The sequence below is a fragment of the Phyllobacterium sp. P5_D12 genome (assembly GCF_054049495.1).
Map to the genome: position 1 here is coordinate 1 of NZ_JBFUMG010000015.1, position 14,280 is coordinate 14,280.

Consider the following 14,280-nt stretch of genomic DNA (forward strand, 5'->3'; position numbering starts at 1 on the left):
GTATACTGCCTTTCTGTTACAGTCATTTGTACCAGTCCCGATGCGTTCTTTTTTATGCTGTAGCCCGTGGCTTATTCTCTTGATCTGACATAGGTGATCATCTCCTTCTGTGACGCTCTGCGCAGAGAAATTACACGGATGGCCTCGTTTCTAATTGTGTAAATCAATGTGTAAATATTATCTCCTAGAGCGCTAACCGCAATAATCCGCTCCTCGCCATAGATATCCCGATCCGCCAACCAGCTCATCGCGGTGTCAAATTCAAAACGACGCACCGCTTCAAAATCCAGGCMATGTTTGATCCGATTACGTTTGGCTCTATCTTCGTCCCATTCAAATCTATCCATGGAAATCGCTTTGATCAATAATTATTGTATATACAAAAATATAGTGCAAGCGTAGCTGAAGCTGTGAAAGGCCTCCAGCGGAACCCTATCAAAACGTCTCATCAATTAGTTCAAGGGCAAGTGTGGTGGCACAATTGGTGAGTAACAACCCTGGATTGTATCCGTGCCGCTCCCGAAATTGGCTGGTCACACATGCGATTTGCCACTTGTGCGGGCCCATGGTGAGCCTGAAACGCCGAGAATGAGCGCCGTTTCACCCTATACAGCCCGATTCTTGCAGATGACAGCACGACAGAAAAATGGCAGATAGGAGCACGACGATTCAACCTTTAAGGAGATTTTCATGGCATTCGTTGCCAAAGGCAGATTTTTTGCGACTGTAGCGACAGCGCTTCTTATGACGGCAGGCGCGGCGCAGGCCGCCGCTCAATGCGGCAACAATTCCGCCGGATTCGAGGCATGGGTCCAGTCCTACCAGCAGCAAGCTGGGGCGCAAGGTATCGGCAGCAGAGGCATCAACGCTCTGGGCAACGTCAAATATGCTACCAAGACGATCAACGCCGACCGCAACCAGAAGAGTTTCAAATATTCGCTCGACAAGTTCATGCAGGTTCGTGGTGCCCAGACGATCATTTCGCGGGGACGCGCGCAGAAAGCACAGAATGCCGCGCTGTTTAACCGGATCGAGCAGCGTTACGGTGTTCCGGCTGGCCCGTTGATCGCCATCTGGGGCATGGAAACAGGTTTCGGCAGTTATATGGGCAATCAGCATACGCTTTCGGCGGTCGCGACCCTTGCCTATGACTGCCGTCGTACGGAGTATTTCCGCGAGCAACTCAATGCTGCATTGAAGCTTGTCGACAACGGCACGCTTGCTCCCAATGCCGTCGGCGCAATGCACGGCGAGATCGGTCAGACGCAGTTCCTTCCGCTCAATGTTCTTCGCTACGGCGCGGACGGCGACGGCAATGGGCGCATCGACATGGTCCGCTCCAAGGCCGACGCGCTGGCATCGACGGCGAATTTTCTGGTCGGACATGGCTGGCGCGCAGGTGGAGGCTATCAACCGGGACAAGCCAACTACGGCGCCATTGCCGGCTGGAACGCTGCCACCGTCTATCAGCAGGCGATTGCCATTATCGGCGCGAAGATCGACGGGGAATAATCGGTTCTTTGATGACGATGTTTCCTGGCCGGCGCTTGCGCCGGCCTTAATATTTAAAAGCCTTCGCAGGCCTCGCCGAGTGAACTCTGGGCGCTCTCTATGATCCTGCCGCTGCGAAAGTTGAAGATCTCGCGCGTATAGGTGGTGTTCGCCGGGAATTGATAGCAGACGAAAACGGTCGTTGTGTCACCTTCGACGCCGCCGATACGATGGCGCACCCTGGCGCCCCGCACAGCGCTTTTCCATTCATCGAGGCTGGCCAGAAATTCATCCTTGGTCTGAATCGTATCGATGTCTTCGAGAATGACCGTCGCGTCGTCGGCCAGAATTCTGTCGAAAACCGCGCGGTCGGCGGTACCAAGCGCGGAATACCAGCTTTCGATGATGGCGTTGTGCGCGTCGTCCGCCGTGGCAGGACACATCGTTAGGAGAATGACGGCGATCATGAATATCAATCGCGCCATTCTCTCGTCTCCCCTATTCCAGCGCGGTGGCTTGGCCGACCTCTTCGGGGTCGGGGCGAAGGAAGTCACCGGTTTCCGGATTCATGATCCACAGTTCACCGGTCGAAATGTCGAACCAGGCGCCATGCAAGGTGAGGCGGCCTTTCTTTTCAAGGATATCGACACAGGGAAAGCTGCGCAGGTTTTTCAGCGAATAGCGAATGGATATGCGCTCCAGCGCAGTCTGGCGCTCGAATGGGGTCATCAGCTCGTTGGCGGAAACCGCTTCCGCTGCGGGGCCGACGAGGCTCATCCACTTGCCGATGAAGTCGCCAGGGGACAACGGCTCACTCGTCGTGTCGAGCGCCGCCTTTATGCCACCGCAGCGGCCGTGCCCGAGGACGACGATATTCTTGACTTTCAGGCTCTGCACCGCAAATTCGAGGGCTGCGGAGGTGGAATGATATTCGCCATCCGGCGCATAGGGCGGTACGAGGTTGGCGACGTTGCGCAGAACAAAGATCTCGCCGGGTGCCGTATCAAAGATGATCTCGGGCGCGGAACGGGAGTCGCAGCAGGCGATGACCAGTGTTTCGGGCGTCTGCCCCTGGTCCGCAAGCTGCTTGTAGCGCATCGTTTCGTTGGCATAACGATGCGCCATGAAGTTGCGATAGCCGGTGAGAAGTTTCTCGGGAAGCAAGGTCATTCTTTTCCTCTAATCCCGAACCGGGACAAGATCAATTGGTCTAATGTGCTATGCCCTGATGCCCTTGCTTGGATGAACCAATCGCCGCATCTGAGTCATCGCCATAGGGGTGGAAAGGCTGGATGCGTCGGCTTCGAGCATCAGTTCATCGGCGCCGCGCTTGGCAGAGCGGGCCATGATCTCGAAAACCGAGGCTGTGGTGCGTTGCAGCGCCTGTTCGAGATCAAGACCGGCAAGCATGCGTGCAAGGAACAATGCGGACGTAAGGTCACCAAGGCCATTGGTCGGGCCGACGACGAGGCGGTGTTCGGCGAGCAGCGCCAGAGAGTGCGTCACCAGGAGATTGCCGGTGCCGCCAGCAATCATCGGATGCGCCGAGGTCACAAGCATTGTACCGGGCCCTGCGTGCAACGCTGCCTGCATGACCGCCTTGTTGTCCGGCAATTCCGCGCCGGTCAGCCATGCAAGCTCGAAGCGGTTTGGCGTTGAAACATCGGCGAGCGGCATCAATTCGTCCCGGATGGCATTTGCGGTTGCCTCTGGAACGTAAAGCCCCTTTTCATCGCCGATGACAGGATCGCAAAGATAGAGCACGCCCTTGTTGCGGGTTTTTATGGTCTCTACCAGACGGGCGACACTGGCGGCCTGCGCGGCATTGCCGAGGTAACCGCTCATGACGCCCCTGACTTCACCAAGCCAGGGAGCGCGCTCGAGATCAGCAATCAGGTCGTCGAATTGCTGCGGTTCCGGCACGATGCGCTTGGCGGGTCCATGACCGGGATGCCAGGGCAAGATGACGGTTGGCACGGCCCAGACCGGATGGCCCAGCGTTTCAAGCGCGAATACGGCGGCACGATTGCCGACCGAACCACGCACGACATGGCTGGAAATGACGATGACAGCATTGGATGAAGGAGCAATGGAACTGGTCATTGGAAATACTCGTGCGAGAGTTCGGGCGAGCGAGCGCGACTCAACTCTTGCCGACTATAGAACTGATCACCCAGATAATCATGGCGATCAAGACAAGCAATCCCAGAAACCTGCCGATGCGTGTGCCCCAGACTTCTATGGAGTCGGCCGGATCCGCATCTTCGGCTGAAAAATGGCCCTTGGTCCGCCCGACGATGCCTCCGGAAGCGGATTCGCGATCGATCCGTTCGATTATCCGTCTGGATTCCGCATCGGACTGATGCTTTCCATCGTGTTCAGGCATGAAGACACCTTGTTTGCGTTCAATGGCTTAGCATAGCGCTTTGGCTGTTCCTTTTGCAGAAAAAAATGGCTAGGTTTGTGGTGCTTCGTTCTGAAGCGGTGAATCTGTACTCGGGGAGAGGATTCCAATGCAACATGCGACTTGCTTGCCGGCGCCGCGCCGCGCCCTTTCTATCATTGCCCTGTTTCTTCTCGTACCGCTGCTTTCAGCCTGCGGCTTCAACACGATTCCGACCAATGAGGAAAAGGCCAAGGCCGCGTGGAGCGAGGTATTGAACCAGTATCAGCGACGGGCCGATCTCATTCCCAACCTCGTCGAGACTGTCAAAGGTTATGCCGCACAGGAAAAGGATGTGCTGACATCAGTGGTTGAGGCGCGGGCCAAGGCGACCTCCATTCAGGTTACGCCGGAAACCCTCACCGATCCCAATGCGATGAAGGTTTTTCAAGAGAACCAGGCACAGTTGACCGGAGCACTGTCACGGTTGATGGCTGTCGTCGAAAACTACCCTGACCTGAAATCCAACCAGAACTTCCTCGCACTTCAATCGCAGCTCGAAGGCACGGAAAACCGTATCGCCGTATCGCGCCGGGATTATATCGAGTCGGTGCGGGTCTATAACACCTCTCTCAGGACGATGCCGACCATGATCTGGAAGTGGATCTGGTACACGGGGAATGAACCCTATCAGACCTTTACAATCGAAGACTCAGCCAAGCAAACGCCTCAGGTCAAGTTCTAGGGCCCGACGAATGCTCTACCTTTACCCTCCCCCTTGTGGGGAGGGGCGGACCGGAGGTCTGGGGTGGGGCCTTTTTAGACGGCCAGTTCCGGGACTGTCGATGTTATTTAGAATTTCAAAACACCCCTCCCCGTCGCTTCGCTCCGCCCCTCCCCACAGGGGGGAGGGTACAGGGCAGCGCTACTTCTTTGTCATCATAAGTCTGTTTGCGCTGTTCTTCTTCATCAGCGCATTTGCCGCCGAACTTCCTGCTCTGACAGGTCGTGTGGTCGATGACGCGAACGTCATCGATGCGGCAACACGTGAGCAGATAACCCAGAAATTGGCGGCGTTCGAAGCGAAATCCTCCGATCAGGTGGTTGTGGTGACGGTGCCGAGCCTCGATGGCGAGGAGATCGAGCCCTATTCCAACCGGCTCTACCGCTCCTGGGCGCTCGGACAAAAACAAGAAAATAATGGCGTTCTTCTCGTCGTCGCACCAAACGACCGCAAGGTGCGTATCGAGGTCGGCTATGGCCTCGAAGGCACGCTGACCGACCTTTTGTCCAAGCTCATCATCGAAAATGCCGTCATACCGGGTTTTCGCTCGGGCGATTATTCGGGTGGAATCTCGAAAGGCGTCGATGGCATTCTCGCCGTCCTTTCCGGTGATGCCGCTGAACTCGAGGCGCGCGCCAAACGCAATGTCCAGGAGCCAAGCTCCGACGTCGACTGGGTAATGCTCATCTTCGTCATGATCTTTCTGTTCATGTTCTTCAGCGGGATCATACTTCCAGCCGTCGTTACGTCCTTCGGGCGCAAGATCGCTCCTGGCCGCTATGAGTGGCTGGGCATGGTCTTTGACATTGGCTCGAGAAGCGGGCGCGGCGGTGGGGGATGGTCCTCCGGCGGCGGCGGCTGGTCATCCGGTGGAGGTGGCTGGTCTTCGGGTGGTGGTGGCGGCGGCTTTTCCGGCGGGGGCGGTTCGTCCGGGGGCGGCGGCGCATCGGGGAGTTGGTAGGCCATGAGTTCAGGGTCCTTGAATGAAACCGATCACGCGCGCATTGCCGAGGCGATACGTGCGGCCGAAAGCCGCACAAGCGGCGAAATCTATGCGGTGCTTGCGCGGCGCAGCGACAGCTATTTCTACGTGGCAGGATTTACCGCGGCTTGCGGCATACTTTTCGCCGCCGTCGTGGTTGCGGTGGCGGCTCACTGGTACTGGTTCACCTTGCCCCTGCCGGTCTTCGGTCTCGCTATCCTTGCGGCTTTTCTTGCCGCTGTGCTGGTCCTGTGGCTCTTGCCCGGTATGACCATGTGGCTCGTGCCTCGACGCATCCGCTACAAGCGGGCGCATCTCAATGCGATCCAGCAGTTTCTCGCACGAAATGTCCATCTCACCACGCAACGTACCGGTGTCCTCCTTTTCGTCTCGCTAGCAGAGCGATACGCAGAGGTGGTTGCGGATGCGGGCATCAATGCGAAAGTCCATCAGGATGAATGGAACGGGATTGTCGCTATCCTGACTGAACATGCGGACAGAGATGAATTGGCCGATGGTTTTCTAAAAGCCATTGGAAAAGCGGGTCAACTCTTGGAAGAACATTTCCCCAGAGGGGTCGATGACATCAATGAGCTCGATGATCATTTGGTCGAATTGTAAGATTATTGCGTGTCACACGATTTTCACTACGACCGTGCAGTTTAGGGTCGAAAAAGCCTTTCGAAAGGCTATGATCGCGCCAAATACATAATCCAGGGGGAAATATTTCATGGCTTCCAAAAATAAAGCGGACGTAAAGGTCGCCACGAAGTCAAAACCACCGAAAGCCCCGAAAGAGAAGCCACAAGCGGGGTTGTTTGAAGACCTTTTGTTTGCCCGGGCACCGGAAGAAGACCTTGCCGACTACGATGCGGGTGCGCTGACGGCCTCGGCGAAGCTTGCGGAAAATGCGCTGGCGCAATTCAAGTCGGGACGGCCCGTCATCGATGTCAGCGAAGGTCACATCGTCTCCCGCGATGGCCGTCCTGTGACGGTAATTACCCTAATCAACGACAACATGCCCTTCCTGCTCGACTCGGTGCTTGGCGAAATCAGTGAGCGCGTCACGTCGGTTTATCTCGTGTTGCATCCGGTTATGGATATCGACAGAAACACGAACAGCGTTCTCGGGACTGCAGGTCCGGACAAGCCGGGCAAAGATGTGGCGCGGGTCAGTGTCATGCAAATTCATGTACCCGCGCTCGATGAGCCATCGCGTGAGATCATGACCGCGGCACTGGAGCTTGTGCTGAAGCAGGTACGCGAAGCCGTCAATGATCGCGGAGCCATGGTTGCGCGTCTAGGCGAGGCGATCGAAGCCTACAGGACTGGCAAAACGCCGATGAAAAAAGCTGYAGCAGAAGAAGCTGCAGAGTTTCTCGAATGGTTGCGCGACAATAATTTCACCTTTCTCGGCGTTCGTGAGTACGACTATCAGGGCGACAACAGTCAGGGTGAGCTGGAGCGCTCCGGCAAGCGCGGTCTTGGCATATTGAGCGATCCCGATGTGCGTGTCTTGAAGCGCGGCAACCAGGGTGTGACGACAACCCCGCAGATCATTGCCTTTCTCACTGGTCCCGAGCCTCTGATCGTCACCAAGGCCAATACAAAATCACTGGTGCACCGTCGCGGCTATATGGATTACATCGGCGTGAAGACGTTCGATGCGGAGGGCAAAGTTACCGGCGAATTGCGTTTCGTCGGGTTGTTCACGTCCGGCGCCTATACGCGTTCTGTGCTTAAAATCCCCTATCTGCGCTCGAAAACCGAGGCTGTGATCCATCGGCTTGGCTTCAACCTCGAAGATCATTCTGGAAAGCAACTCATCAAGGTGCTCGAGGGTTACCCGCGTGATGATCTTTTCCAGATCGACGTCAAGACGCTGACCCGGTATGCCGAGATCATATTGGCGCTTGGCGAGAGGCCCCGCGTGCGTGTCCTGCCGCGGATCGATCCTTTCGGCCGGTTCGCTTCGATCATCGTCTTCGTGCCGCGCGAGCGTTATGACTCAATCGTGCGGGAGAAGATTGGCTCGCACCTCGCCAAAGTGTATGAGGGGCATGTGTCGGCTTACTATCCGGCATTTCCCGAGGGTGGGCTTGCCCGCGTGCATTTTATCGTCGGCCATGCCGAGGACCAGTTTCCCAAGGTCAAACGTGAGGCGCTGGAAGAAACTGTTCGCTCCATCGTCCGTACCTGGGAAGATGCTGTTGCCGAGGTCGGAGATCGTCGTGGAACCGCCGAATTCACTGCTCTTGCTGCGGCCTTTCCGGATTCCTATCGTGAAAACTTTTCGCCCGACGAGGCGCTGGTCGATGCCAGTCGCATTGCCGGTCTTTCACGCAACAATCCGCTCTACGTCGATTTCTATCGGCATCGCACCGACGGTCCCAATGCCGCTTCGTTGAAGATCTATCATTACGGCTCGGCGGTTGCCCTCTCACAGCGTGTTCCCTTGCTGGAGAATATGGGCTTTCGCGTTATCAGCGAGCAGACATTCCAGTTGCCTGCGGCCGACGGCAGCCCGCTTTTTGTGCATGACATGGAGCTCATCAGCGCCTCGGATTCGGCGATCGATCTGGCCGATGATGGCGCTCTTTTCGAAGACGTCTTCCGCTCCATCTGGAATGGTGCGTCGGACAATGACGGCTATAACGCGCTCGCCCTTACCGGGCAGTTGACCGCACGGCAAATCATCATCCTGCGCGCTTATGGCCGTTATCTTCAGCAGGCAGGCATTCCCTATTCGCAGGATTTCATCGCGGCGACGCTTAACCGCTATCCGGCGATCGCCAGACAGATATTCAATCTGTTCGATCAGCGGCTCAATCCTGTGAGGGCCGGTGCGCAGTCGCAACGCAAACAGACGACGCTACGCTCTCAAATCGAGGAAGCACTGCAGGGCGTTCCGAGCCTCGACGATGACCGCATCCTGCGCCGTTTCCTCAATCTCATCGAGTCGACCCTGCGCACCAATGCCTTTGCGCCGGAAGAAGGCGGCGGCGAACGCGTGACGCTCGCCTTCAAGCTCGATCCGCGATCACTGGATGAACTGCCGGAGCCGCGGCCTTACCGCGAAATTTTCGTCTATGGGCCGGAGGTCGAGGGTGTGCATCTCCGCTTTGGTCCAGTCGCACGTGGCGGCTTGCGCTGGTCGGACCGTGCACAGGACTACCGCACGGAAGTGCTGGGTCTGGTGAAAGCGCAGCAGGTGAAGAACGCAGTCATCGTTCCCGTTGGCGCTAAGGGCGGTTTCTTCCCGAAACGCCTTCCGACCGGCACCGATCGCAACGCCATCTTCGAGGCGGGCCGCGCGGCCTATATTACCTTCATCGCGACGCTGCTTTCGGTAACCGACAATCTGGAAGGCGAGACGGTTGTCCCGCCGCAAAACGTGATCCGCCTCGACGGCGACGATCCTTATTTCGTTGTCGCTGCCGACAAGGGCACGGCGACGTTTTCCGACACGGCCAATGCGATCAGCCAGGCACATGATTTCTGGCTGGACGATGCCTTCGCTTCGGGTGGTTCCGCGGGCTACGATCACAAGAAGATGGGCATTACCGCGCGCGGCGCATGGGAAGCGGTGAAGCGCCATTTCCGCGAGATCGGCACCGACATCCAGAAAATGCCATTCACTGTGGTTGGCGTCGGCGATATGTCGGGCGACGTCTTCGGCAATGGCATGCTGCTATCGCCGCAAACGAAATTGATCGCTGCCTTTGACCACCGCGATATTTTCATCGATCCGGAGCCGGATGCGAAAGCGACGCTGAAGGAACGCCAGCGGCTGTTCAATCTGCCGCGCTCCAGCTGGCAGGATTTCGACAAGAGCAAGATTTCGGCGGGCGGCGGTGTTTTCTCGCGCTCGCAAAAGTCGATCACCCTGTCGAAGGAAGCCGCAAAGGCTATCGGCCTCGCCAAGACCACGGCAACGCCGTACGAGATCATGACAGCGATCCTGAAAGCGCCAGTCGACCTCCTGTGGTTCGGCGGCATCGGCACCTATGTCCGCTCGTCGCTGGAGAGCGACGCGGAAGCGGGTGACCGCGCCAATGATGCCATCCGCATCACCGGCAGCGATGTCCGGGCGAAAGTCATCGGCGAAGGCGCCAATCTTGGCGTCACACAGAAGGCGCGCATCGAGTTCGGCCTGCTCGGCGGGCGCTGCAATTCCGATGCGATCGACAATTCGGCCGGCGTCAACACGTCCGACGTCGAGGTCAATATCAAGATCGCTCTGGCACAGGCCATGCGCGCTGGCAAATTGCAACGTGACAAGCGCAACAAGCTGCTGGAATCGATGACCGAAGAGGTCGGCGATCTGGTTCTGCGCAACAATTATTTGCAGACACTGGCACTATCGCTGGCGCAGCGGCGCGGCCTCGCCGACCTTGCCTATCAGGCGCGCTTCATCAACGATCTCGAGACAAGAAAACTCCTTAACCGCAAGGTGGAGACGCTGCCCGACGACAAGGCGATGGCAGAGCGGCAGGTCGAAGGCATTCCATTGACGCGTGCCGAACTCGGCGTGCTTCTTGCCTATTCCAAGATTGTCCTTTTGGACCAGCTCCTGGCAAGCGATTTGCCGGACGATCCCTATCTCGAACGCGAGTTGATGGACTATTTCCCGGTTCAGATGAAGGAGGGCCTCGGCGACGAGATCCGCACGCATCGCCTGCGCCGGGAAATCATCGCGACGCAGCTTGCCAATGATGTCATCAATCGTGGCGGGCCGACTTTCGTGAGCCGTCTGGCGGACCTTACCGGCCAATCCGGCCCGGAGATCGTTCGCGCCTACGTGATCGTGCGAGACGGCTTTGAGCTGGATGAGGTGTTCGCAGGGATCGACGCGCTGGACAATGCAGTACCAGGTGGAACCCAAAACGGTTTCTATGCCAACGTCGCCCAGATGCTGAACTGGACGACAGCCTGGGTGCTGCGTAACCACACCGGCGCCGTTGGCCTCGGTGCTGCGATCGCGGAGATCAAAACGGCCCGCGATGCGCTGCAGCCACGCCTCGACAAGCTGCTGCCTGCATCGATGATCGGGCTGATTCGCGAAGATACCGCCAGCAACGCTGCTCTCGGTGCGCCTCCGGCCCTTGCCGCGCAGTTGGCGCGGCTGGAGATAGCGCCGATCATCCCGGATATCGCCGCCGTGGCCCAGCAGGCCAATATCGACATTGCCAGCGCGGCGCGGGCCTATTTCGACATATCCGAAGCATTCCGTATCGGACGTATCGAGGATGCGGCGCGCGGCGTTTCCATCGCCGATTATTATGACGGACTGGCGCTTGCCCGTGCCACCGACCTGATCAGTCAGGCGCGGCGCGGTATCGCCGTGGCGGCACTGAGCAAATATGGCAAGCAGGCCGAACCGGCAAAAGACTGGCTGATGAGCCGGGGCGCACGTGTCGACGAGGTGCGGCAGCGCATGGCGAATATTGTGGAAACGGGCGATTTGACCGTCTCCCGGCTTGCGGTGGCCGCCGGATTGCTTTCCGATCTGTCATAGGCAGTTGGGCTTGATGGGCAAGGGATAGCGTAATGGCTGCATCGAGAAGGGGCATCTGGGGTTGGATGCTCTTCGACTGGGCGGCGCAGCCATTCTTCACGGTCGTCACGACGTTTATCTTCGGACCGTATTTCGTTTCGCGCATGGCGAGCGATCCTGCCGTCGGCCAGGCGGCGTGGGGTTATGGAATTGCCATTTCGGGGCTCTTCATTGCCGTGCTCTCGCCGGTGCTCGGATCGATCGCCGACCAGACGGGACGGCGCAAACCGTGGATGGGTTTCTTCGCCATCATCAAGATATTCTCGCTGATCATGCTGTGGTTTGCGGCGCCGGGCTCAGGCCTGATTGTCCCGTTGATGTTCTTTTCGCTGGCGTCGATAGCGGCGGAGTTTTCCATCGTCTTCAACGATTCGATGATGCCGCGGCTGGTGGCGCCAAAAGATATCGGCCGCATATCCAACATGGCCTGGGGTCTCGGTTATCTCGGCGGCATGATCGTCTTGATCTTCGTCGTGGCATTTATGGCCGCGTCGCCGCAAACCGCCAAGACCATGCTCGGCCTTGCGCCGATCTTCGGGCTCGATCCGGCGACGGGCGAGGGTGATCGCGCGACGGCGCCATTGTCGGCGCTATGGTATTTCGTCTTCATCCTGCCGATGTTCCTGTTCACGCCGGATGGTGCGAGAGGCCTGGCAGCTGGTCCGGCAGTGCGGGTCGGACTTGCCGAACTCAAGTCTACCTTAAGCGAGGTACGGAAGCGGCCGGGGCTTTTCCGCTTTCTCGTCGGGCGCATGATCTATCAGGACGGCGTGAATGCGTTGATCGCGTTGGGCGGAGCCTTCGCGGCGACAATGTTCGGCTGGGCCACGGCAGAGATCGGGATTTTTGGCATCATACTGAACGTGGTCGCCATTTTCGGCTGTCTTGCCGCCAGCAAGCTCGACACCATGCTCGGGTCAAAGGTCGTGGTGGTGATCTCGCTGGTGTTGCTGACCATCGCGACGATCGGCATCGTCTCGACCGGCCCGGGCTATACGCTGTTTAGCCTTGTCCAATTGCCGGGTGCCGATAGTGGAGGTCTGTTCGGTACGCCTGCGGAAAAAGCCTATATTGGCTTCGGACTGCTCATCGGCATTGCGTTTGGGCCGGTGCAGGCTTCGTCGCGTTCCTACATGGCGCGCAGCATTTCGTCCGATGAGGCCGGGCGCTATTTCGGCATCTACGCGCTGTCCGGACGGGCGACGAGTTTTCTCGCGCCCTTCCTGGTCGCAACTGTGACAGCGGTCAGCGGATCGCCACGCTTTGGCATGGCGATGATCATATTCTTCTTGCTGGCCGGACTGGCGATCCTCTTGAGGACACCCTATCCGGCTGCAAAAATCAGTGCCTGAAATGGCGCATGCCGGTGAAGACCATGGCGATACCATGCTCGTCGGCGGCGGCGATCACTTCGTCATCGCGCATCGACCCGCCGGGCTGAATCACGGCGGTGGCGCCGGCGGCGACAGCTGACAGCAGGCCGTCGGCGAAGGGGAAGAACGCGTCAGAGGCGACCACGGAGCCCTTGGTCAAGGGCGTCGCACTTCCTGCTGCTTCGGCGGCATCCTCGGCCTTGCGCGCCGCAATGCGAGCGCTGTCGACCCGGCTCATCTGCCCGGCACCGATGCCAACAGCCGCGCCATCCTTCACGTAGACGATGGCATTGGATTTCACGTGCTTGGCGATGCGGAAGGCAAGCTTGAGATCGGACATTTCCGCGTCGGTTGGAGCGCGCTTGGTGACGACCGTGAGTTCGAGATCATCGACAACACCGCTGTCGCGCGACTGGACGAGGATTCCCCCGGCAACGGTCTTGGCGCTGATGCCCCCGGCGCGCGGGTCAGGCAGGCCGCCGGTGACCAGCAGCCGGAGGTTCTTCTTGGCGGCAACGATTGCCTGCGCTTCCGGTGTCGCATCGGGCGCGATGATGACTTCGGTGAAGGTCTTGACGATTTCCGTCGCGGCTTCGGCGTCGAGTGCCTTGTTGAGCGCGACGATGCCGCCGAAGGCCGAAACCGGGTCGCAGGCGAGGGCCTTCAGATAGGCTTCCTTCAAGGTCGCGCCTTCCGCGACGCCGCAGGGATTGGCGTGCTTGATGATGGCGACGGCGGATGTGCGCGCCGGGTCAAACTCGGCAACAAGCTCGAAGGCGGCGTCCGTGTCGTTGATGTTGTTGTAGGAAAGCTGCTTACCCTGCAGCTGCGTAGCCGTGGCGACGCCTGGTCGCTTTTCACCGGTAAGGTAGAACCCAGCGGACTGGTGCGGATTCTCCCCATAGCGCATGACCGAATGCAGATGGCCGCCGATAGCGCGGCGCGATGGCGTTTCCGTCATCAGGGCTTCGGCAAACCAGCCGGAAATAGCTGCGTCATAGGTGGCGGTGCGGGCATAGGCCTTGGCAGCAAGGCTCTGGCGGAACGAATAGGGCAGCGAGCCCTCATGCTTGTCGAGCATGGCAATGACCATGTCGTAGTCGCCGGTATCGGTAACGACACCGACATAGGCGTGGTTCTTGGCTGCTGCGCGGATCATGGCCGGACCGCCAATGTCGATATTCTCGACGATATTCGCGTAATCGGCGCCGGAATGACGGACTTCTTCAAATGGATAGAGGTTGATGACGACGAGATCGATGGCGCCGATATCATGCGCCTTCATAGCCGCCGTATGTTCCGGATCGTCCCGCACTGCTAAAAGCCCGCCATGCACTTTCGGATGCAAGGTCTTGACGCGGCCATCCATGATTTCCGGAAAGCCGGTGATGTCGGCGACGTCGCGGACCGGAATGCCCTCGGCGGCTATCGCCTTCGAGGTACCGCCGGTGGAGAGGATTTCAACACCGTGGCGATGCAGCGCGTGAGCCAGCGCGGTAAGGCCTGCCTTGTCCGAAACGGAAAGAAGGGCCCGCTTCACGGGATAAAGGTTTGGAGCAGGAAAGGATTTGGCGGCGACGGCCATGGGTGTACGTCCTCAAACTTTGACTGAAAGATTCACGCCATGGCGGCCTGCAAATGGCGCTTTTCTGCGCTCCGGTGCTCACGTACCATAATGTACGCTGCGCTCCGGTGCTCGGAAACCACCAT

12 protein-coding genes are annotated in these 14,280 nt (G+C 58.4%); 6 read left to right on the top strand and 6 right to left on the bottom strand.

Annotated elements, in window-relative coordinates; genetic code table 11:
* Positions 1-71 precede the first annotated feature (71 nt).
* The gene (locus ACXJ5O_RS02415) at positions 72-347 is read right to left on the bottom strand and encodes a BrnT family toxin (RefSeq protein ID WP_457298487.1); all 276 of its coding nucleotides are present in this window, start codon (positions 345-347) and stop codon (positions 72-74) included.
* A 343-nt stretch (positions 348-690) separates the two neighbouring features.
* Here ACXJ5O_RS02415 and ACXJ5O_RS02420 point away from each other — a divergent pair, with 343 nt between their 5' ends.
* Entirely contained in the window at positions 691-1,512 is an 822-nt protein-coding gene (locus tag ACXJ5O_RS02420; protein WP_457298488.1) for a lytic murein transglycosylase, read from the top strand.
* A 53-nt stretch (positions 1,513-1,565) separates the two neighbouring features.
* On the opposite strand, the gene ACXJ5O_RS02425 is transcribed toward ACXJ5O_RS02420, so the two are convergent.
* The 4 genes from ACXJ5O_RS02425 to ACXJ5O_RS02440 are packed head-to-tail and all read right to left on the bottom strand — an operon-like array spanning position 1,566 to position 3,877.
* On the bottom strand, positions 1,566-1,976 hold the full coding sequence (locus ACXJ5O_RS02425) for a DUF4440 domain-containing protein (RefSeq protein WP_457298489.1): 411 nt from the start codon (positions 1,974-1,976) through the stop codon (positions 1,566-1,568).
* Between the two features lie 13 nt (positions 1,977-1,989).
* Positions 1,990-2,661 carry a carbonic anhydrase gene (locus ACXJ5O_RS02430; RefSeq protein WP_457298490.1) on the bottom strand — a complete coding sequence of 224 codons (672 nt, stop codon included), beginning with the start codon at positions 2,659-2,661 and terminating at the stop codon, positions 1,990-1,992.
* Between the two features lie 48 nt (positions 2,662-2,709).
* Complete coding sequence (pdxY, locus tag ACXJ5O_RS02435; protein ID WP_457298491.1) at positions 2,710-3,594, bottom strand: pyridoxal kinase PdxY; 885 nt, start codon at positions 3,592-3,594, stop codon at positions 2,710-2,712.
* 40 nt (positions 3,595-3,634) lie between these two features.
* The gene (locus tag ACXJ5O_RS02440) at positions 3,635-3,877 is read right to left on the bottom strand and encodes a hypothetical protein (RefSeq protein WP_457298492.1); all 243 of its coding nucleotides are present in this window, start codon (positions 3,875-3,877) and stop codon (positions 3,635-3,637) included.
* 127 nt (positions 3,878-4,004) lie between these two features.
* Here ACXJ5O_RS02440 and ACXJ5O_RS02445 point away from each other — a divergent pair, with 127 nt between their 5' ends.
* From ACXJ5O_RS02445 to ACXJ5O_RS02465, 5 genes are all read left to right on the top strand, one after another.
* Positions 4,005-4,619: a LemA family protein gene (locus ACXJ5O_RS02445; RefSeq protein WP_457298493.1), complete on the top strand. Its 615-nt coding sequence runs from the start codon at positions 4,005-4,007 to the stop codon at positions 4,617-4,619.
* Positions 4,620-4,719: 100 nt separating this feature from the next.
* Complete coding sequence (locus ACXJ5O_RS02450) at positions 4,720-5,619, top strand: TPM domain-containing protein (protein ID WP_457298494.1); 900 nt, start codon at positions 4,720-4,722, stop codon at positions 5,617-5,619.
* 3 nt (positions 5,620-5,622) lie between these two features.
* Positions 5,623-6,261: a TPM domain-containing protein gene (locus ACXJ5O_RS02455; protein ID WP_457298495.1), complete on the top strand. Its 639-nt coding sequence runs from the start codon at positions 5,623-5,625 to the stop codon at positions 6,259-6,261.
* 109 nt (positions 6,262-6,370) lie between these two features.
* Complete coding sequence (locus ACXJ5O_RS02460) at positions 6,371-11,158, top strand: NAD-glutamate dehydrogenase (RefSeq protein ID WP_457298496.1); 4,788 nt, start codon at positions 6,371-6,373, stop codon at positions 11,156-11,158.
* 32 nt (positions 11,159-11,190) lie between these two features.
* Entirely contained in the window at positions 11,191-12,549 is a 1,359-nt protein-coding gene (locus tag ACXJ5O_RS02465; protein WP_457298497.1) for an MFS transporter, read from the top strand.
* On the opposite strand, the gene purH is transcribed toward ACXJ5O_RS02465, so the two are convergent.
* The gene (gene purH / locus ACXJ5O_RS02470; protein WP_457298498.1) at positions 12,539-14,155 is read right to left on the bottom strand and encodes a bifunctional phosphoribosylaminoimidazolecarboxamide formyltransferase/IMP cyclohydrolase; all 1,617 of its coding nucleotides are present in this window, start codon (positions 14,153-14,155) and stop codon (positions 12,539-12,541) included. The genes ACXJ5O_RS02465 and purH overlap by 11 nt on opposite strands.
* Positions 14,156-14,280 lie beyond the last annotated feature (125 nt).

Coding starts and splice junctions, on each gene's coding strand:
- ACXJ5O_RS02420 (WP_457298488.1), top strand. CDS start 691: ATGGCATTCGTTGCCAAAGGCAGATTTTTTGCGACTGTAGCGACAGCG.
- ACXJ5O_RS02425 (WP_457298489.1), bottom strand. CDS start 1,976: ATGGCGCGATTGATATTCATGATCGCCGTCATTCTCCTAACGATGTGT.
- ACXJ5O_RS02430 (WP_457298490.1), bottom strand. CDS start 2,661: ATGACCTTGCTTCCCGAGAAACTTCTCACCGGCTATCGCAACTTCATG.
- pdxY (WP_457298491.1), bottom strand. CDS start 3,594: ATGACCAGTTCCATTGCTCCTTCATCCAATGCTGTCATCGTCATTTCC.
- ACXJ5O_RS02440 (WP_457298492.1), bottom strand. CDS start 3,877: ATGCCTGAACACGATGGAAAGCATCAGTCCGATGCGGAATCCAGACGG.
- ACXJ5O_RS02445 (WP_457298493.1), top strand. CDS start 4,005: ATGCAACATGCGACTTGCTTGCCGGCGCCGCGCCGCGCCCTTTCTATC.
- ACXJ5O_RS02450 (WP_457298494.1), top strand. CDS start 4,720: ATGTTATTTAGAATTTCAAAACACCCCTCCCCGTCGCTTCGCTCCGCC.
- ACXJ5O_RS02455 (WP_457298495.1), top strand. CDS start 5,623: ATGAGTTCAGGGTCCTTGAATGAAACCGATCACGCGCGCATTGCCGAG.
- ACXJ5O_RS02465 (WP_457298497.1), top strand. CDS start 11,191: ATGGCTGCATCGAGAAGGGGCATCTGGGGTTGGATGCTCTTCGACTGG.
- purH (WP_457298498.1), bottom strand. CDS start 14,155: ATGGCCGTCGCCGCCAAATCCTTTCCTGCTCCAAACCTTTATCCCGTG.